The organism is Flavobacterium sp. R1_16 (assembly GCF_057652095.1).
On the sequence record NZ_JBYFCG010000001.1, the window covers coordinates 66855 to 87477 of the forward strand.

Annotated in this window: 22 protein-coding genes; 14 read left to right on the forward strand and 8 right to left on the reverse strand. The window is 35.1% G+C overall.

Features of this window, described 5'->3' with window-relative positions; genetic code table 11:
• Positions 1-4: 4 nt before the first annotated feature.
• The 3 genes from AC23L6_RS00275 to AC23L6_RS00285 all read right to left on the reverse strand — a co-directional run bounded on the left by AC23L6_RS00275 (position 5) and on the right by AC23L6_RS00285 (position 2584).
• Positions 5-553, reverse strand: coding sequence for a CopD family protein (locus AC23L6_RS00275; RefSeq protein ID WP_487560283.1), 549 nt, complete (start codon positions 551-553; stop codon positions 5-7).
• A 29-nt stretch (positions 554-582) separates the two neighbouring features.
• A complete protein-coding gene (gene hemH / locus AC23L6_RS00280; RefSeq protein ID WP_487560284.1) occupies positions 583-1602 on the reverse strand; it encodes a ferrochelatase in 1020 nt (339 codons plus the stop codon).
• A 109-nt stretch (positions 1603-1711) separates the two neighbouring features.
• Complete coding sequence (locus AC23L6_RS00285) at positions 1712-2584, reverse strand: helix-turn-helix domain-containing protein (protein ID WP_487560285.1); 873 nt, start codon at positions 2582-2584, stop codon at positions 1712-1714.
• A gap of 224 nt (positions 2585-2808) precedes the next feature.
• Between AC23L6_RS00285 and hemA the strand changes: the two genes are divergently transcribed.
• From hemA to AC23L6_RS00355, 14 genes are all read left to right on the forward strand, one after another.
• Positions 2809-4065 carry a glutamyl-tRNA reductase gene (gene hemA / locus AC23L6_RS00290; protein ID WP_487560286.1) on the forward strand — a complete coding sequence of 419 codons (1257 nt, stop codon included), beginning with the start codon at positions 2809-2811 and terminating at the stop codon, positions 4063-4065.
• Position 4066: 1 nt separating this feature from the next.
• On the forward strand, positions 4067-5032 hold the full coding sequence (gene hemC / locus AC23L6_RS00295) for a hydroxymethylbilane synthase (protein WP_487560287.1): 966 nt from the start codon (positions 4067-4069) through the stop codon (positions 5030-5032).
• Positions 5033-5090: 58 nt separating this feature from the next.
• Entirely contained in the window at positions 5091-5774 is a 684-nt protein-coding gene (locus AC23L6_RS00300) for a uroporphyrinogen-III synthase (RefSeq protein WP_487560288.1), read from the forward strand.
• Between the two features lie 72 nt (positions 5775-5846).
• Entirely contained in the window at positions 5847-6872 is a 1026-nt protein-coding gene (gene hemE / locus AC23L6_RS00305) for a uroporphyrinogen decarboxylase (protein WP_487560290.1), read from the forward strand.
• On the forward strand, positions 6872-7294 hold the full coding sequence (locus AC23L6_RS00310) for a hypothetical protein (protein ID WP_487560291.1): 423 nt from the start codon (positions 6872-6874) through the stop codon (positions 7292-7294). Before hemE ends, AC23L6_RS00310 begins: the two co-directional genes overlap by 1 nt.
• On the forward strand, positions 7284-8186 hold the full coding sequence (gene hemF, locus AC23L6_RS00315) for an oxygen-dependent coproporphyrinogen oxidase (RefSeq protein ID WP_487560292.1): 903 nt from the start codon (positions 7284-7286) through the stop codon (positions 8184-8186). The genes AC23L6_RS00310 and hemF overlap by 11 nt, the downstream gene beginning before the upstream one ends.
• Before the next feature lie 56 nt (positions 8187-8242).
• On the forward strand, positions 8243-9259 hold the full coding sequence (gene hemB / locus AC23L6_RS00320) for a porphobilinogen synthase (protein ID WP_487560293.1): 1017 nt from the start codon (positions 8243-8245) through the stop codon (positions 9257-9259).
• 2 nt (positions 9260-9261) lie between these two features.
• The gene (locus tag AC23L6_RS00325) at positions 9262-9672 is read left to right on the forward strand and encodes a c-type cytochrome (protein ID WP_487560294.1); all 411 of its coding nucleotides are present in this window, start codon (positions 9262-9264) and stop codon (positions 9670-9672) included.
• A gap of 97 nt (positions 9673-9769) precedes the next feature.
• Positions 9770-10240 carry a methylated-DNA--[protein]-cysteine S-methyltransferase gene (locus AC23L6_RS00330; RefSeq protein ID WP_487560295.1) on the forward strand — a complete coding sequence of 157 codons (471 nt, stop codon included), beginning with the start codon at positions 9770-9772 and terminating at the stop codon, positions 10238-10240.
• A 12-nt stretch (positions 10241-10252) separates the two neighbouring features.
• Positions 10253-10966: a 3'-5' exonuclease gene (locus AC23L6_RS00335; RefSeq protein WP_487560296.1), complete on the forward strand. Its 714-nt coding sequence runs from the start codon at positions 10253-10255 to the stop codon at positions 10964-10966.
• Between the two features lie 57 nt (positions 10967-11023).
• Positions 11024-11398 carry a four helix bundle protein gene (locus tag AC23L6_RS00340; RefSeq protein ID WP_487560297.1) on the forward strand — a complete coding sequence of 125 codons (375 nt, stop codon included), beginning with the start codon at positions 11024-11026 and terminating at the stop codon, positions 11396-11398.
• Positions 11399-11452: 54 nt separating this feature from the next.
• Entirely contained in the window at positions 11453-12892 is a 1440-nt protein-coding gene (locus tag AC23L6_RS00345) for a nucleoside recognition domain-containing protein (RefSeq protein ID WP_487560298.1), read from the forward strand.
• 87 nt (positions 12893-12979) lie between these two features.
• A complete protein-coding gene (locus AC23L6_RS00350) occupies positions 12980-14581 on the forward strand; it encodes a fumarate hydratase (protein ID WP_487560299.1) in 1602 nt (533 codons plus the stop codon).
• Positions 14582-14676: 95 nt separating this feature from the next.
• Positions 14677-15072, forward strand: a complete 396-nt coding sequence (locus AC23L6_RS00355; RefSeq protein ID WP_487560301.1) for a hypothetical protein — start codon at positions 14677-14679, stop codon at positions 15070-15072.
• A gap of 99 nt (positions 15073-15171) precedes the next feature.
• On the opposite strand, the gene AC23L6_RS00360 is transcribed toward AC23L6_RS00355, so the two are convergent.
• The 5 genes from AC23L6_RS00360 to AC23L6_RS00380 are packed head-to-tail and all read right to left on the reverse strand — an operon-like array spanning position 15172 to position 20608.
• A complete protein-coding gene (locus AC23L6_RS00360; RefSeq protein ID WP_487560302.1) occupies positions 15172-15831 on the reverse strand; it encodes a CoA transferase subunit B in 660 nt (219 codons plus the stop codon).
• A 2-nt stretch (positions 15832-15833) separates the two neighbouring features.
• Positions 15834-16535 (reverse strand): CoA transferase subunit A, encoded by a 702-nt coding sequence (locus tag AC23L6_RS00365; protein ID WP_487560303.1) that lies wholly within the window; start codon positions 16533-16535, stop codon positions 15834-15836.
• 24 nt (positions 16536-16559) lie between these two features.
• Positions 16560-18854, reverse strand: a complete 2295-nt coding sequence (locus AC23L6_RS00370) for a penicillin-binding protein 1A (protein WP_487560304.1) — start codon at positions 18852-18854, stop codon at positions 16560-16562.
• Between the two features lie 7 nt (positions 18855-18861).
• The gene (locus AC23L6_RS00375; protein WP_487560305.1) at positions 18862-19371 is read right to left on the reverse strand and encodes a gliding motility lipoprotein GldH; all 510 of its coding nucleotides are present in this window, start codon (positions 19369-19371) and stop codon (positions 18862-18864) included.
• Entirely contained in the window at positions 19355-20608 is a 1254-nt protein-coding gene (locus tag AC23L6_RS00380) for a PSP1 domain-containing protein (protein WP_487560306.1), read from the reverse strand. Before AC23L6_RS00380 ends, AC23L6_RS00375 begins: the two co-directional genes overlap by 17 nt.
• Positions 20609-20623: the final 15 nt, after the last annotated feature.

Below are 20623 nucleotides of genomic sequence, written 5' to 3' on the forward strand. Positions count from 1 at the left end.
ATAATTATGATTTATTATTCTCGCGAATTCTTTTATAGAATTTAAACCCAAGCATTATCAAAACCGAAAATAAAATGATTCCAACTACTCCATAAATCCAGTTGATGGCATTTTTTAAGATAACTAAAAACACAACGGCAAACAAAATAATTGTTGCGCCTTCGTTCCACAAACGCATAAAATTGGAAGAGTGCTTTATTTCGTCTTTCTGTAATTGCAAATACATTTGATGGCATTTCCAATGATACAAATACAATAGGAAAACAAATCCTAACTTTACGTGCATCCAAGGCATAAGTAACCAAGCCTTTCCTAAATCGGTGAAAAACAACATCCAAAAAGCAAAAAAACTGGCTAATATTGCCGATGGCCAAGTAATAATATACCACAGGCGATAGGTCATAATTTTGTATTGTTTTTGCAAAATTTCTCTTTCAGGCGATGATTTTTCTGAAGCTTCAATTTGATATACAAACAAACGAACAATGTAAAATAACCCAGCAAACCAGGTGATAACAAAGATGAGGTGAAGTGATTTTAAATATTCATACATATAAAAAACTATTTACTAATCACTATTTACTAATTACTTCGTTTAAAATCTTCAATCCAATTCGCCACAATGCCACACCATTCGTCCTCGTCATTCATACATGGAACAGCCAAGAATTCTTCACCACCATGTTCTTTGAATTGGTGATTGGCTTCCATAGCAATTTCTTCTAAGGTTTCTAAACAATCGGCCACGAATGCTGGCGTAACTACCGCTAATTTCTTAATTCCTTGTTCTGGCATTTTGTTGATTTCGACATCGGTGTAAGGAGTCAACCATTTGTCACCCGCCAATCGCGACTGAAAAGTCTGACTGTATTTTCCCTCGGGAATCCCCAATAATTTTACAACTTGTTTTGTCGTTTCATAACATTGATGGCGGTAGCAAAATTCGTGTGCTGGAGAAGGGGTATTACAGCAAGAACCATCTATTTTACAGTGCGATTTAGTGATGTCAGTTTTGCGAATATGACGTTTTGGAATTCCATGATAGGAGAATAACAAATGATCATAGTCAAATCCAGTTAAATGCTTTTTTATCGAATTGGCTAATGCCTGAATGTAATCGGGTTTGTTGTAAAATGCAGGTACATTAGTAAAAGTCATCTCTGGAAAATACTTCTGACGTAATTCTTCGGCCAAAACTACAATTGTCGTTGTGGAAGCCATAGCATGTTGCGGATATAGCGGTAAAAGCATTACTTCGGTTACGCCTTTATCTTTAAGTTCTTGCAAGCTTCTTTGGATAGTCATGGTGCCATAGCGCATCGCTAGAGCGACAGGAATATCAACTAATTTTTGAACTTTTTGATGCATTTTTTTAGAAATCACAATCAAAGGCGAACCTTCATCTGTCCAAATTCTGGCATAGGCTTCAGCTGATTTTTTTGGTCTCGTTTGTAAAATAATTCCTCGAACTAACAAAGCGCGCAACAAAAAAGGAACGTCAATGACGTATTTATCCATTAAAAATTCATCTAAGTACGGTTTTACATCTTTTGGCGTTGGACTTTCTGGCGAACCCAGATTTACTAATAATACTCCTTTCATTATGTATGATATTTTTTTTCATTATTGTCATTCCGAAGAATGAGGAATCTCTGTAAAAGTAATTAAACTTACTCTATTTATTGTTCTCTAAATTTAACGAATCAACAGTTTATGAATTTGGATTTATAGCCATCAAATATTTTTTTGGTGTGGTGGCAAATTTCTTTTTAAAAGCAGCAATAAAGTGACTTCCTGTACTGTAACCAATTTTCAAGCCTACTTCATTCACATTATAGGAACCACTATCCAATAATTTTCGGGCATAATCCATTTTGTAATCAAACAAAAAACCATACACCGTATCGCCATAGATTTGTTTGAAACCCATTTTTAGTTTTTTTAGATTCAACCCCACTTGGTCGGCAAGTTCTTGTAGTCCTGGCGGTTCAGCCATATTCGAAATGATAATTTCTTTTGCTTTACGAATTTTCATGACATTTTCTTCGTCAATTAAAAACGGACATTGCTCTGCATTTGGGTCTTCGGTTCGGTTGAAATACAAACTCAACAGTTCATAACCTTTACCTTTATAATACAGATTTTTTATAGAAGGATGTAAATTGTAATGAAATAATTGACTCAACACGATGGACATCGAAGGACTGATATCACTTTCGTTATAATATTTTTTGTCTTTATTTTCCATGCTCAAAAACGGAATATAATCGGCTTGAGCAGAAAACAGAGCGTGGAATTTTTTTATAGAAACTATTACCGAGATGACCCAAGAGTTTGGAGCTAATTCCAAATTCAACGGCAATTCTTTTTGTGGATTATACAATAGCAAGGCTTTTTCTTCTTTTAAGTCTAAGGCATAATTCCCTTGATTAAAGATAAATTTAGCTTTTCCTTTTATACCAAAATGAAATTGAATCAATCCCTGACGTATTTGCTTTTCGGCTCGAAAGGTTTCATTTTCATCATTTTGAAAACGAATTAGGGTAAAATCATCTTCAATTGTTATTATCTCTTGAGAACCCATAGCGGTATTTTTTTTAATGAAATTGAATAGAATTAAGGGTTTTATTTAGAATTAATCTACATAGATAAATTCAAACTGCTTAATTTCAGTACAAATTTAAAATAAATAACGCTTGTAAACTATTTTTTATTAAAAAGTCTCACAACGACACAAATAGTCCTTGAAGCGTTATTTTTATAAAAAGGATAGTAATAATTTTGTTAAAGTTTTAGGTAACTAAATTTATGGAGCATATTAACGGATTAAAACATCACTATTTCTACTCGGTCGGCTTGAGCTATAAAAAAGCAGATGCCGAAATTAGAGGCAAGTTCAGTTTAGATGCTCAAGCAAAGAAACGTGTGCTAGAGCAGGCTAAATCAGAAGGAATAGAAAGTTTAATTGTTACTTCAACTTGCAATAGAACAGAAATTTATGGTTTTGCTGAACATCCCTTTCAATTAATTAAGTTAATCTGCGAAAATAGCAACGGCTCGATTGAAACTTTTCAAAAAGTAGGTTTTGTCTATAAAAATCAGGAAGCGATTAATCATTTGTTTCGTGTAGGAACAGGTTTAGACAGTCAAATTTTAGGTGATTTTGAAATCATTAGCCAAATAAAGACCAGTTTTGCCGAGTCGAGAGCGTTAGGTTTAATCAATACTTTTTTAGATAGATTAATCAATGCGGTAATTCAAGCCAGCAAAAAAATAAAAAACGAGACAGAAATTAGTACCGGGGCTACTTCGGTATCTTTTGCCTCAGTTCAGTATATCATTAAGAATGTAGAAGACATTGGTAAAAAGAATATTTTGCTTTTTGGAACTGGAAAAATAGGTCATAACACCTGCGAGAATTTGGTAAAACACACCAAAAACGAGCACATTACTCTAATCAATCGTACTAAAGATAAAGCAGAAAAATTAGCGACCAAGCTCAATTTGATCGTTAAAGATTATTCAGAATTACATCTCGAATTACAAAAAGCCGATGTAGTTATTGTAGCAACAGGCGCACAAAACCCAACAATTGACAAAGCTATTCTTAATTTGAAAAAGCCAATGTTGATTCTGGATTTATCCATCCCAAAAAATGTGAACCAAAATGTTCAGGATTTAGAGGGAGTTACTTTGGTTCACATGGATTATTTGTCACAATTGACAGATGAAACCTTAGAAAACAGAAAGCTACATATTCCAGCTGCCGAAGCCATAATAGAAGAAATAAAAGAAGAATTCATAACTTGGACTAAAGCTAGAAAATTTGCACCTACAATTCATGCTTTGAAAGAGAAACTCAATGCAATTAAAGCTTCTGAATTGGATTTTCAAAGCAAAAAAATTGCCGATTTTAACGAAGAACAAGCGGAAATCATTAGTACTAGAATCATTCAAAAAATTACTACACATTTTGCCAATCATCTGAAAGACAGCAATACCATGGTGGACGAAAGCATCGAATGGATTGAAAAAGTGTTTCAAATAGAAGCTACTTCAAAATAGCATGAGTAAGACCATACGAATAGGAACACGTGATAGTGAATTAGCACTTTGGCAAGCAAATACAGTTCAAAAACGTCTAAACGATTTAGGTTATAAAACAGAAATTATTGCCGTAAAATCTCAAGGTGACATCATTCTTGACAAGCCACTTTACGAGCTTGGAATTACTGGAATCTTCACAAAAACCTTAGACATTGCCATGATTAATGGTCAAGTGGATATTGCCGTGCATTCCATGAAAGATGTTCCAACAGCACTTCCAAAAGGGATTATTCAAGCGGCTGTTTTAGAAAGAGCGAATATTTTGGACATTTTAGTTCACAAAGGGAATACTGATTTTCTGCAATCTCAAGCTACTATCGCCACAGGAAGTTTGCGCCGTCAAGCACAATGGTGGAATAAATATCCCAATCATAAAGTGGTGGATTTACGTGGAAATGTAAACACCAGAATGCAAAAAATCGCAGAAAATGATTGGAGCGGAGCTGTTTTTGCAGCAGCAGGATTAGAAAGATTGGGTTTTTTAAAAAATAATTCTGATAATATTCTAATCAAAAGCCCCTCCTTTGGAGGGGTTGGGGAGGCTTTAGATTGGATGATTCCAGCGCCAGCACAAGGAGCAATGGTAGTGGTAGCCATGGCTAATGATAATTTTACTATTGACGCAGTTTCTCAGCTTAACGATATTGAAACAGAAATCTGTACTCATATAGAAAGACAATTTCTAAAAACCTTAGAAGGCGGATGTACAGCACCAATTGGAGCCCTTGCAAAATATAACGAAGACGACGATACAATTGAGTTCAAAGGGGTTTTACTATCCATCGACGGGAGACAAAAACTTGAGATAGCTAAGAACGTTCCTATTTCTGAATGGAAAAAGTTAGGTTTTTACGCTGCACAAGAAATTTTAAATGGCGGTGGAATTGAGTTGATGGCAGAAATAAAGCAACAATTAAAGAAATAAAATTAAACTAATAAGTAATTAATTTTGCCCTCAGTTCCTTAATGGTTTAAAATAAAAAATGACAAAATCTATTAACATATTATCCACTAAAAAGCTTTTACCCCACCAAAAGCAATTGTTGGTTGATTCCACTATTTCGGTAATAGAAGAAAACTTTATCGAAACAAAAAGCAAAAATTTTGAACTGTCAAAAGTCAATGATAATTTAATTTTTTCCAGTCAAAATGCAGTTAAAAGTGTTTTAAATAATCCAAAAAAAGAAGAGTTCATAACGAAACTTAGGGACAAAAATGTTTTTTGTGTTGGCTTAAAAACAAAAAACATTTTAGAAGAAAATGGATTCAATGTACTCGTTGATGCAGATTACAGTTCCGATTTAGCCGAAATCATTTCATTGATTTACAACAAAGAAAGTTATACTTTTTTCTGTGGAAATTTACGAAGAGAGATTTTGCCAAATACGTTGAAAGAAAATGGAATCACCTTCAATGAAATTGAAGTGTACGAGACCAAATTAATACCCAAAAAGATAACAACAAAGCTCGATGGAATTCTATTCTTTAGCCCATCAGCAGTAGAAAGTTATTTAAAATCAAATACAATTAAGAACGAAATTTGTTTTTGCATTGGCGAAACCACAGCAGAAGCATTAGAAGAAAAAGAAATACATAACATCATAATCGCTGAGGAACCTTCCGTTGAGAATGTAATTGATGAAGTTATAACATATTACAACAATTAAAACTTCGCGACTTTGCGACTTCGCGAGAAATAATTCGTGATAATTCGTGAAATTCGTGGCAAAAAAATAAAAATGATCAAAAACGACCTATTTTTAAGAGCTTTAAATAACGAAATTGTGGAGCGTCCACCCGTTTGGATGATGCGTCAAGCGGGGAGATATTTACCAGAATTTAGAGCTTTGCGCGACAAATATGATTTTTTCACCCGATGTGAAACGCCAGAATTAGCAGCTGAAATCACAGTTCAACCTATCCGAATTGTAAAACCCGATGCCGCTATTTTATTTTCAGATATTTTGGTGGTGCCACGTGCTATGGGAATTCATGTGGAGTTGAAAGACAATTTGGGGCCAATTATCCCAAACCCAATCCGTACAATGGAGCAGGTAAATCAAGTTTTTATTCCCAACATTCAAGAAACCTTGGGTTATGTGATGGATGCGGTGAAATTGACCAAAGAAATGCTGAACGATGAGGTTCCATTAATTGGTTTTGCAGGTTCACCTTGGACTATTTTTTGCTATGCCGTAGAAGGGAAAGGCTCTAAAAGTTTTGATACTGCTAAAGGGTTTTGTTTCTCTAATCCAGTAGCGGCACATACTTTGTTGCAAAAAATCACGGATACAACTATTTTATATTTAAAAGAAAAAGTAAAAGCAGGTTGCAATGCTATTCAGATTTTCGATTCTTGGGGCGGAATGTTGTCACCAGTGGATTACAAAGAATTTTCTTGGCAATACATCAACCAAATTGTAGAAGCACTTTCTGAAGACACCAAAGTGATAGTTTTTGGGAAAGGATGTTGGTTTGCGTTGAATGATATGGCAAAATCTAAAGCTTCAGCACTTGGTGTAGATTGGACATGTTCGGCTAGAAATGCTCGTTATTTATCAGGTGGCAATATTACCTTGCAAGGAAATTTCGACCCGAGTCGTTTGCTTTCTCCAATTCCTACCATCAAAAAAATGGTTCATGAAATGATAGATGAATTTGGAAAAGACAGTTACATCGTAAATTTAGGTCACGGAATTTTACCTAATATTCCTGTAGATCATGCTAAGGCTTTTGTGGAAGCGGTAAAGGAGTATAAAAAATAGTGAATAAAAAATTATACATATTATTTGTTTTATTGGGTCTTATTCCCGCAACGTATTTGTTGTTTTTAACTTTACTTTTTGGTTGGTTTACTTTATCGGAAATAAATCTATCTAATTTATTAGATAAAATTCCAATATTATTTTGTTTTTCTTTAGGTATTTGTGGTTATTTGGGTTTGTTATCAGTCTTACGAGGATTACAAAAACGATACAACAAATTAAATTTGATTTTACTCTTACTAGGATTGCTTGGTTATATTTTATTTATTTCTTTTTTCGGAACAAAAGGTGCTTGGGAAAGAGTTTTTTTTGGCGATGGAAATATAGGAGAGAGGCTTATCGGCATATTGCCAAATGTTATTAGTCTGACTTTTATCGTTTGGATTTTAACAAAAATGTATAAAGAGAAAAATGAAAGATAAATTCTACCAATACATTCTTCAACTTCAAAACCAAATCACTTCCAAATTAGAAGAAGTGGATGGTTTTGCCAAATTTCGTGAAGACATTTGGGATCGACCAGAAGGCGGTGGTGGACGAACTCGAGTAATCGAAAACGGGAATGTTTTTGAAAAAGGCGGCGTCAATATTTCGGCAGTTCACGGGAAATTACCAGATTCGATGCAAAAATTATTCAACGTAGGCGAAGCCGATTTCTTTGCTTGTGGATTGAGTTTGGTCATTCATCCTAAAAGTCCAATGGTACCAACGGTTCATGCCAATTGGCGTTATTTTGAAATGTATGACGATAACGGCAATGTAATTAATTCATGGTTTGGTGGCGGACAAGATTTGACGCCGTATTATTTGTTTGAAGAAGATGCTAAACATTTTCATAAAACCTGTAAAACGGCTTGTGACAAACACAGTCTTGAATTTTATCCTAAATATAAAAAGCAATGCGATACCTATTTTTGGAATGCACACCGAAATGAAGCTCGTGGAATTGGCGGATTGTTTTTCGATTATTGTAAGGAAAGTGAAGACATGAAAATGGAAGATTGGTTCAATTTTGTTTCAGAAGTTGGAAACAGTTTTCTTGAAGCTTACGTTCCCATTGTTGAAAGAAGAAAAAATTTAGAATACACAGCCGCAAAACGTACGTGGCAAGAAATACGTCGTGGTCGTTATGTAGAATTCAATTTGGTTCACGACAAAGGTACCCTTTTCGGACTCAAAACTAACGGAAGAATAGAAAGCATTTTGATGAGTTTACCACCACATGTGCAGTGGGTATATGACCATCATCCTGAAGTGGGAAGCGAAGAAGAAAAGTTAGTAAAAGTATTAGAAAATCCTATTGATTGGGTTTAAGCAAAAAAGAAACAACTTTAAACCTTAAACTTTTAAACAATTTTAAACAATATATCATGTTCCCATTACAAAGAGGCAGAAGATTACGCGTTAACGAAAGCATTCGTTCAATAGTTCGTGAAACTACATTAAGTCCAAGTGATTTTATGTTCCCAATGTTTATTGCTGAGGGTGAAAATTACCAATCTGAAATCCCATCAATGCCGGGCATTTTTCGTCGTTCCATCGATTTAACGGTTGAAGAGGTTAAAGAGATATTTGCTCTTGGAATTCGTGCCGTCAACATCTACGTAAAAGTAGACGAGAGCTTAAAAGACAACACTGGAAAAGAAGCTTGGAATCCCAACGGATTGATGCAAAGAGCTATAAGAGCCATCAAAGCTGCTTGTCCAGAAATGATTGTAATGCCAGATGTGGCGCTCGATCCCTATTCCATTTATGGTCATGACGGAATTATAGAAAACCTGCCTGACGGCAGGCAAGGTGGTGATATTGCGAATGATGCCACCAACGAAGCTTTAGTAAAAATGGCGGTTTCTCATGCTCAAGCTGGAGCCGATTTTGTAGCACCAAGTGATATGATGGACGGACGCGTTTTGCGTTTGCGTCAAGGTTTAGACGCTGCTGGCTTTCCAAATGTTGGAATTATGAGTTATTCTGCTAAATATGCTTCTGCATTTTACGGACCATTTCGTGATGCATTAGACAGTGCGCCAAGAGAGGCTGATGTAGTTGTTCCAAAAGACAAAAAAACCTACCAAATGGATTATGCTAACCGTATCGAAGCCATAAAAGAAGCATTGATGGATGTTGAAGAAGGTGCCGATATGGTTATGGTGAAACCAGGAATTGCCTACCTGGATATTGTTCGGGAAGTTAAAAATGCGGTCAATGTTCCAGTGACGGTTTTCCATGTTTCGGGAGAATACGCTATGATAAAAGCCGCTTCGGAAAGAGGTTGGCTTGACCATGACAAAATCATGATGGAACAGTTGATGTGTATTAAAAGAGCAGGAGCAAGCTTAATTTCGACTTATTTTGCTAAAGAAGCAGCGATACTTTTAAATCAATAAACATGAGAAAAACGCTATCACTATTACTTGTATTCGTTTTAATTTGCTTCTCTAGTTCGCTAATGATCGTCTCCTGTAAAAAAGAATCCACAGAATCTTTTGGCAAACCTAAATCGACAGAAGAGATTTCTAAATCGCCAGAGATACACGGAAAAGAAATTTTTGAAGGAAGAGGAAATTGTGTTAGCTGTCATTTAGTTGACAAAAAACTTATTGGACCAAGCCTACAAGATATTGCTAAAATATATAAGGAAAAAAACGGTAATATTGTTTCTTTCCTAAAACAAGAGGCAGAACCTATTGTAGATCCAAGTCAATATGAGGTAATGAAAACCAATTTTGCCATCACTGAAGAAATGTCTGATGAGGAATTAAAAGCATTGGAAGCCTATATTTATAGTAGTATAAAATAGTCATTACTTAGAATAGCTTATTTTATAAAGTTCACAAATCTTTTTGTGGACTTTCTTTTTTTATGATGGATATGTTAAAATTATTTATATTTATAAAATGGAAACAGTCTACATTAATAGTCCATTAGGAATTACCAAAATCATTGGTGATACTCAGGGTATTTCTGTAATTTCAGTTTTAGATAAAGGAGAAATCTCAAATGAAATTCCTGCAGTTTTGCAAAATGCAGTTTCGCAATTAAACGATTATTTTACAGGAAAAAGAACTGATTTTGATTTTGCACTCAATCCACAAGGAACTGATTTTCAAAAGAAAGTCTGGGAAGCATTATTAGAAATCCCTTACGGAAAAACAGTTTCTTACCTAGAACTTTCAAAAAAAATAGGAGATGTAAAAGCCATTCGGGCAGTAGCTTCGGCTAATGGCAAAAATCCATTGTGGATTGTAATTCCTTGCCATAGAGTGATAGGAACTGACAGTTCGCTAACAGGATATGCTGGTGGATTATGGCGAAAAAAATGGTTATTAGAACATGAAAACCCAACGACTCAACAAAGTTTATTTTAATAGATTATTACTATGATTGAAAAAATTCGATTAGACCACATTTTATTTCTGGATATAGAAACCGTTCCAGAATCAGCTGATTATAATGAGTTAGATGCCGAAATGAAGGAACTTTGGGAACACAAGACCCAATACCAACGTAAAGAGGAATACACTCCCGAAGATTTTTATGAGCGAGCAGGAATTTGGGCAGAGTTTGGTAAAATTGTATGCATTTCGGTAGGATATTTTACTTTGAAAGGGGACGTCAGAAATTTTAGAGTGACTTCTTTTTTTGGCGATGAAAAGAAAATTCTCCATGATTTTATCAATTTGCTAAACAATCATTTCAATCAGCCACAACATGTTTTATGTGGTCATAATGCTAAGGAATTTGATATTCCATTTATTGCTCGACGCATGATTATTAATCAAATCGCCATTCCGAATAAGTTGAATTTATTTGGTAAAAAACCATGGGAAATTCCGCATCTAGACACTTTAGAATTATGGAAATTTGGTGATTACAAACATTTTACGTCTTTAAAATTACTTGCGAAAATTCTTGGGATTCCGTCTCCAAAAGGAGACATCGATGGGAGTCAAGTGGCTCATGTTTTTTATGTAGAAAAAGACATTGACCGGATTGTAACTTATTGCGAAAAAGATACAATTGCTGTAGCTCAGATTTTTCTTCGATTACGACGAGAAGATTTGTTGATTGAGGATGAAATAATTCATGTTTAAAAACAATTTCAAAAGTCAATTTCAAGAATCAATTTCAAAATAGATAGTAATTATATTATGCCTGAACCAAATCCTTTTAATGAGAAAATTTTTAATTTTGATGATAGATTAGTTCGATTTGCTGGAGAATGTATTTTATTTACAAGAAAACTGGATAAAAGTTACGAAAACGAATATTATAAAAATCAGCTTATCCGTTCATCAGGAAGTTCGTCTTTAAATTTTGGGGAATCACAAGGCTCAACAACGGATAAAGATTTACTATTTAAACTTAGCCTAGTTGTTAAAGAGTTAAAAGAGTCTAGAAACTCTTTAAAAATTTTTAATTACATAAAGGAAGGTAATCAAGAATTTAGAACGTATCTATTAATTGAAGTTGAAGAATTAATAGCGATAGCCTCCAAAATGATAATTAATAAAAGCAATCTTTAAAGTTGAAATTGATTTTTGAAATTGAAATTGACTTTTAATTATAAATGAAACAGTATGGTATTAAGCAGATTTTGGTTGGTTATTTTTATTTCTTCAATTGTTTTTATTGTAGTAAGTTTATTTACGAGTAATAGTTATACGATTGATTTTGTGTTAAACGGAAAGAAGGATGATCCCATTTTAATTTCTGAAAAATACATTCATCAGTTGCCCGTTTTCATTAAAGACAGTATTGAGAAAGCTCCTGATCAAACTATGGTTGTCAATCGTGATACCTTAAATGCAGATACCACCTATGTTTATAAAAACAAAACGGTAAAACTATTTAGCGGCGTTCAAAAAGCGGATGGTTTATTACCAACATGCAAGAATACCTTGCTCGATTTAATTCTTCCGTTGATTGCTTATTTGGCTTTTTTCTGCGGATTAATGGAACTCTTAATCATTTCTGGGGCATCTGGCAAGTTGGCTAAAGTGCTAAGTCCAGTGTTTGTAAAAGTGTTTCCAAGTATTCCCAAAGATCATCCGTCAATATCCTACATGACCTTAAATTTTGCGGCAAATTTTTTAGGATTGGACTCTGCTGCTACGCCATTTGGATTAAAAGCGATGGAAAGTTTACAGGAAATCAATCCCGAAAAAGACAAGGCGAGCGATGCCCAAATTATGTTCATGTGCTTGCATGCTTCGGGACTTACCTTAATAGCAACTTCAATTATTGGCTATCGTGCTGCTGCCAATGCAACAAATCCTGCCGATGTGATGCTGCCTTGTATTATAACCTCTTTTATTGGTACGATTGCTGCTTTTTTAATTGTGGGAATCAAACAAAAAATAAATTTTAAAAGTGCTTCTTTACTGCTGGGTTTAATGATTTTAATTGCCGGAATTGTTGGGTTATTGATGTATGTAAATCATCTGGATTTAATAGGGAAAAACTATTTCACTTCTAATCTTTCGGCTCTGATATTGGTTGGAATTATTGCTTTTACGTTGCTATTTTCATTTATAAAGGAGAAAAAATTCGCAGAGGCTAAAACGACCGTTTTTGAGGCTTTTGTGTCTGGAGCCAATAACGGAATTAAGACAGGAGTTACTATTTTTCCTTATGTTTTGGGGATGCTAGTGGCGATTTCTTTATTCAGGAACAGTGGTTTGTTTGAAATTATTAGCAATTGGATTGCTTTCGGTTTTTCGAATATGGGCGTAAGCAAAGAAATTACAGATGCTTTGCCAGTAGCCTTACTTCGACCTTTCAGTTCTGCGGGCTCGAGAGGTTTTTTGATTGATTCGATGAATACTTTTGGTGCCGATTCTATGACGGGAAGGCTGAGTAGTATTTTTCAATGCAGTGCAGAAAGTACTTTTTATGTCATTGCAGTTTACTTTGGTTCGGTTAATATTAAAAATACCCGTTATGCCTTAGGCACTATGCTTTTGGTAGATGTGATTTGTGTAATTACTGCAATTTTAGTGGCAGGATGGTTTTTTTAAGATAAAGATTGAATACTACAAGGTCTTTCAAAACCTTGCAGGAGTATCATACTTTCCGTAACTTTACAGTTCTAAAATTTATCCAAAATGAACTTTATATACCAAGATCCGTATCCGATTGTAAAAGACGATACGCAATACAAAAAAATCACTTCCGATTACGTTAAACTTGAGAAGCTGGGTGATAGAGAAATCCTAACAATTGACCCTAAAGGATTAGAATTGTTGGCTCAAGAAGCCATGAGTGATGTTTCGTTTATGTTGCGAACGGCTCATTTGCAAAAACTAAATAACATACTTAAAGATCCAGAAGCCACCGACAACGACCGATTTGTAGCTTATAATTTATTGCAAAATGCATCAGTAGCAGTTGAAGGCCAATTGCCATCATGTCAAGATACTGGAACTGCAATTGTAATGGCAAAAAAAGGAGAAGACGTTTACACAGGAGTTGACGACGCCGAATGGTTATCTAAAGGAATTTTTAATACGTTTCAAAATAAAAATCTTCGATATTCGCAAATTGTTCCCATTTCGATGTTTGAAGAAAAAAATTCAGGTTCGAATCTTCCTGCTCAAATTGATATTTATGCTAAAAAAGGAAACTATTACGAGTTTTTATTTTTAACAAAAGGAGGTGGTTCTGCCAACAAAACGTTCTTATACCAAAAAACAAAATCACTATTGAACGAAAAATCAATGGAGGAATTTGTTCGAGAAAAAATTAAAGATTTGGGAACGTCTGCTTGCCCACCTTATCACTTAGCGTTGGTTATTGGGGGAACTTCTGCGGAAGCGAATTTGGCAGCAGTAAAAAAAGCGTCAGCAGGTTATTTTGACCATCTTCCTACTTCGGGAAATATGGCTGGTCAAGCTTTTCGTGATTTAGAATGGGAACAAAAAGTATTAGAATATTGTCAAGAAAGTGCTATTGGCGCTCAATTTGGAGGAAAATATTTTGCTCATGATGTCAAAGTAATTCGCTTGCCACGTCACGCTGCTTCTTGTCCTGTTGGATTGGGAGTTTCCTGCTCTGCCGATAGAAATATTAAAGGTAAAATCACAAAAGATGGAATTTTTCTTGAACAATTAGAAGTCAATCCAGAACAATTTTTACCAGCGACTCCGCCACATTTAGAACCCGCTGTTGAGGTAGATTTGAATCAACCCATGGTAGATATTCTAGAAAAATTGTCACAATATCCCATCAAAACGCGTTTGAAACTAAACGGCACCTTGATTGTTGCACGCGATATTGCTCATGCTAAAATTAAAGAATTGTTAGACGCAGGAAAGCCAATGCCAGAATATTTCAAAAATCATCCTATTTATTATGCTGGACCTGCAAAAACGCCAGAAGGAATGCCATCAGGTAGTTTTGGACCAACAACGGCGGGACGAATGGATGTGTATGTGGAAGAGTTTCAAAAAGCTGGAGGAAGTATGATTATGTTGGCTAAAGGAAACAGAACAAAAGAAGTAATGGAAGCCTGTAAAAAATACGGCGGATTCTATTTGGGTTCGATTGGTGGACCAGCAGCAATTTTAGCACAAGAAAATATACTTAAAGTTGAGGTAGTCGATTTTGAAGAATTAGGGATGGAAGCTGTTCGTAAAATTACCGTTAAAGATTTTCCTGCTTTCATTATTACCGATGATAAAGGAAATGATTTCTTTGCTAACTTATAAAATTTAGTTTCCTGCAAGGTCTTTTTTGACCTTGTAGGTATTATAAAAACATACCTACAAGGTTTTGTAAATCTTGCGGGATTAATCGTCAAAACATGCCTTTTCAAGAAACCTTTTCCGAGTTTTATACCAAGGTTAAAGCGAGTTTAGCTGATGGAACTTTTGCCAAGTTAACTCTTGCTAAAACCATTGGCAATACGGATTTAATGAATATTTACGTTCGACCAATTATGGATGAAGCCGTCTTAAAATTGGAATTGAAATATAAGTTTCAAAAGGAAGAAATTTTTGAAATTCACTTAATTGATGATGCTTTTCCAAGATTGTTAGCATTCATTAACAATCCATTTTTATCAGCGATATTATTCACTACAGAATTTGATTTGACGTATAAACTGAATAAAAAACGAGCGGTGAGCATCACTGAAAAAGTAAATACTTTTGGAAATGCTAATGAGATTTTAATAGCGTTTATGGGAGGAGAAAAGTAATTTTCACTGTTATATTTTAAACCATTAAGGGATTAAGAAAAATAAGCTTTTTAAACTTAATGAGCTTTAATGTCTTAATGGTTCTTATTTTTTCTTAATTTAATCAATAACCATCTCTGGAATTTCTCCTGCGATAATCAATTCAGCTTCAGTGGAAGCAATAATATGGTCAACAGAAACTCCTGGTGCGCGTTCTAGTAATTTGAATCCTTTGGGTGTGATTTCTAAAACGGCTAATTCGGTGACTACTTTTTTCACACAACCAACACCTGTTAAAGGCAGGGTACATTTTTTTAATATTTTAGATTCGCCTGCTTTATTCACGTGCATCATGGCAACAATAATATTTTCGGCTGAGGCGACCAAATCCATGGCACCACCCATTCCTTTTACCATTTTCCCAGGTATTTTCCAATTGGCAATATCGCCATTTTCAGAAACTTCCATAGCGCCCAAAATGGTTAAATCAACGTGCTGCCCTCGAATCATTCCAAAACTGGTTGCTGAATCAAAAAAGGAAGCCCCTGCTAGTGTTGTAATGGTCTGTTTGCCTGCGTTAATTAAATCGGCATCTTCTTCTCCTTCATAGGGGAAAGGTCCCATTCCGAGGACGCCATTTTCACTTTGAAATTCTACGTCAATTCCTTTCGGAATATAATTAGCCACCAAAGTAGGAATACCAATTCCTAGATTGACAAAATAGTTATGTTTTACTTCTTGAGCAATACGTTTGGCGATATCATTTTTATCCAATGCCATGATTACGCTCGTTTTCTAGTGGTTCGTTGTTCAATCCTTTTCTCATAGTGTTCTCCCTGAAAAATGCGTTGTACAAATATTCCAGGAATATGAATTTGGTTCGGGTTTAGTGTCCCAGCTTCAACTAATTCTTCTACTTCGGCTATGGTGATTTTGGCGGCACCAGCCATGCAAGGATTAAAATTTCTAGCTGTTCCTTTAAAAATAAGATTTCCAGCAGTATCGCCTTTCCATGCTTTGATTATAGAAAAATCTGCTTTGAAAGCATGTTCCATAATATGCATTTTGCCATTAAATTCTCGAACTTCTTTACCTTGAGCTACTTCTGTTCCATATCCGGCAGGAGTGAAAAAAGCAGGAATTCCAGCTTGAGCTGCACGACAGCGTTCAGCAAGAGTTCCTTGTGGAATCAATTCGACGTCCAATTCACCCGAAAGCATCTGACGTTCAAATTCTGCGTTTTCTCCCACGTAGGAAGAAATCATTTTTTTGATTTGTTTTTTTTGCAACAATAAACCCAGTCCGAAATCATCGACTCCTGCGTTATTTGAAATGCAAGTAAGATTTGAAGTTTGTTTTTTTACCAGTTCAGAAATACTGTTTTCGGGAATGCCACACAATCCAAAACCTCCAAACATGATGGTCATTCCGCTTTCAATTCCTTGAAGAGCATCTTGAACAGTATTTACGGTTTTGTTGATCATTTTGATTCTTTCAAATAAAGAAAATTACAAAGCAAATTCATCAGTATCTTGTTCTATTTCGGTTGAGTCTTTGACCACTGGAGCCCAACAATCAACTTTTATGGAAAGGTTAGAAGGTCTCTCAAAATCTTTTTTGGAAACATTAAGACTAGCATCTTCATAACATTTTTTCATAAAAATTCCCCAAATAGGCAAGGCAGCAGTTGCTCCTTGACCGTAGGTAATTCCTTTGAAACGAGCTGAACGATCTTCACATCCTACCCAAACTCCAGTTGCAAGATTAGGCACCATTCCCATAAACCATCCATCGGATTGATTTTGTGTGGTCCCTGTTTTTCCAGCTATTGGATTGGTAAACATATAAGGATAGCCCGTCCAACGATTGTCTCCTGCTCCGCCACCTTGTGTTCTCAATCTAGAGCCTGAGCCTCCTTCGGTAACTCCTTCTAGCAGTTTGATTACGGCAAACGCAATATCTTTATTCAAAACATCATGAGATTCTGGAACAGGTTCATAAATTACTTCTCCATTTTTGTCTTCAATTCTAGTGATAAATTGAGGTTTGATATACACTCCTTCATTAGCAAATGTACTGTAGGCAGCAACCATATCTTCAACGGTAATTTCAACTGCTCCTAAGGCGATTGATGGTTGCACAGGAATTTCAGATTTTACTCCAAGCTTGTGGGTTAATTCAACTACGGCTTCAGGGCCTACTTTGTCAATTAATTTTGCTGAAACAGTATTAATGGAATTAGCAAGTGCTTTTTTCAGGGTAACCATGCCACGGTATTTGTTATCCGAATTTTTAGGTTCCCAATCTTCTGTAACATGATGACGCCCTTTGTGAATCATAAAAGGGCTGTCAATAATAGAATCGCATGGAGACATATTTAATTGCTCAATAGCAGTTGCATATACAAATGGCTTAAATGTTGAACCCACCTGTCTCGCTCCTTGCCCTACGTGGTCGTACTGAAAATATTTATAATTAATACCGCCAACCCAAGCTTTTATATGCCCTGTTTGAGGTTCCATTGCCATCAAACCAGATTGAAGAAAGCCTTTGTAATATCGAATAGAATCTGTAGGAGTCATGATGGTATCTTTATCTCCTTTCCATGTGAAAACCGTCATTTTGGTTTTTACGCCAAATGTCTTGATAATATCTTCATCACTCATGTCTTGCTCTTTTAAAACCCTCCATCTTTCAGAAGCTTTCATAGCTCGAAGCAATAACTTATCGGTTTCCTCTTTTGAGATATTGACAAAAGGAGCATTTTTACTTTCTTTATGTTGATTATCGAGTTCTTGTTGAAGATTTTGTAGGTGATCGGTTACCGCTTCTTCAGCATACAATTGCATTCTAGAGTCTATAGTAGTATGAATTTTTAATCCATCTTTGTAAATATCATAATCAGAACCGTCTGGTTTTTTATTTTCTTTAACCCAGTTTTTCATGAAATCTCTAAGGTATTCACGGAAATAGGTACCAATACCATCAATATGACTTTCAGGATGAAAGTGAAGTACAATAGGTTTATTTTCTAGAGATTGCTTTGAAGCTTCATCAAGAAAACCATTTTTAACCATTTGACCTAAAACTACATTTCTTCGATTTTTAACTTTTTCAATTCTGCGAATAGGATTGAATAAAGACGGATTTTTTAACATTCCAACGAGCATAGCTCCTTCTTCTATAGATAAATCCCGAGGTTCTTTTCCAAAATATACCTTGGCCGCCGACCTAATTCCGACTGCAGTATTGACAAAATCGGCCTTATTGAGATACATTGCAATAATTTCATTTTTAGTATATTGACGCTCCAAGCGTATAGCAATAATCCATTCTTTAGCTTTTTGGACAATTCTAAAAAGAAAAAATTTAGAACCTTCTCCGTGGAACAACAATTTTGCCAATTGTTGTGTTAAGGTACTTGCACCTCCGCTAGTTCCTAAACTTAAAACAGCTCTAAGGGTGCCTCGTCCGTCAATCCCGGAGTGTTCGTAAAAGCGCTCATCTTCAGTTGCAATCAAAGCATCAACAAGATGTTTGGGTAAATCCGAGTATTTTATGGAAGTTCTATTCTCATTATAAAATTTACCAATAGTTACACCATCGGTTGAAATAATTTCGGTTGCTAGATTAGAATCTGGATTTTCTAAATCTTCAAAGGAAGGCATAGCACCAAATAAACCCCAAGAAGCAAGAATGAAGAAAAGAAAAAGTCCTCCTAAACCATAAAAAAAGATTTTCCAAAATTTCTTTTTATAGTAATCGATATCTTTAATTTGATTGTTGTTTTTTGTTGCTGCCATAAAGTGTCTAATCTAATTTTTCTATTCTGAAACCTACGTCTGTAATTCCATCTAGTTTTTCAACTCCAGAAATTTTACCCGTTTTTCTGACGGCTTGTTTAATATGGATTTTATAATTTCCAGGTTTAAATTTCATTCTTTCTTTGTAATACAACTTACTTTCTTTCACATCAGTGAAGCCTTCGCCAAGTAAAGTTCCATCTGGATTTGCCATTTGATATTCTAAAGTATCTACTTTAATTTTTTTATCAGGTTGTTCTAAAGAAACGATTAAAAAAATATTATTAAAAGCGTAATCATTGTTACTTCTCAGATTTAAAAATAAGTCATAGGGCTTTGAAGTGTCCACTTTGGGTAAATCAAAACTTACTATGCTGTCTTTATGCCAGCCTTTTCCAACAGATTTATATTCGTCAAATACTCTTTTTTTATCGCAAGATACTAGCAGAAGTGAACTCGCAACACAAAAGATACTAATTTGTACAAGAAAAAATAGAAATCTACTTTTTAGGCTCATTTTTTATATTTGGTGTTATTTTATTGGGATTAGGAACAATCTTGTTGTTGTTTTTAGATTTATTATCAAAAGGTTTTTTTTCAGATGTTGGTCTGTTATTTCCTGCAACAGTTTTCTTGTTCTTATTAGGACGTTTCTTTTTCTTAGGTTGATCAAAACGAGTTAAACTCTCTTGTCCCATCGCATTGTTAAAATCTTTTTCAGGTTCTCTAACTACTTCTATAGCATAATCTTCTAGAGAAGAAACCTTGTTTTTTTGTTTGTTCTCGGCAACTATTTCTCGAACCTGTTCTATTTTAAGAACATGCCAATTTGCGAAATTATCAGTATAAGCAAACCACATTAAGCCCTTAAAAATATCTTGCTTTTGACAAATTGCATCTCCTTTTTCGGTAACTAATTTGGTGTCAAAATCAGGAAAATCTTGTAAAGCATCCATGTAAGTATCTAACTCATAATTCAAGCAACACTTTAATTTCCCGCATTGTCCAGCTAGTTTTTGAGGATTCAATGACAGTTGCTGATAGCGTGCCGCTGAGGTGTTGACACTTCTAAAATCCGTGAGCCAAGTAGAACAACACAATTCTCTACCACAAGAACCAATTCCACCCAAACGGGAAGCTTCTTGGCGAAGTCCTACTTGTTTCATTTCAACTCTAGTGCTGAATTCTTTGGCAAAATCTTTAATTAGAAGACGAAAATCTACTCGGTCATTGGCAGTGTAATAAAAAGTTGCCTTAGAGCCATCTCCTTGAAATTCAATATCAGAAATTTTCATTTCTAATTTTTGAGCAATAGCCAATTCACGTGCTCTCACTTTCATTGGTTCCTCTCTATCACGAGCTTTAGACCAAATATCAATATCTTTTTGAGATGCTTTTCGGTATACTTTAGGAATATCGGTGCTATTTACATTGACACCTTTTTTCTTCATTTGAATGCGAACTAATTCTCCAGTCAAGGTAACAATTCCAATGTCATGACCTGGTGAAGCTTCGGTAGCAACAATGTCGCCAATGCTCAAGGTTAGTTTTTCGGTATTGCGATAAAACTCTTTTCTTCCATTTTTGAAACGAACTTCGACACAGTCAAAAGGTGCCTCGCCGTTGGGTAAACTCATATTTGAAAGCCAATCGAAGACCGTTAATTTATTGCAGCTATCGGTGCCGCAAGTCCCATTATTTTTGCATCCTTTTGGCGCACCGCCATCAGATGTTGAACAACTTTGACAAGCCATATGTATATATGTGAT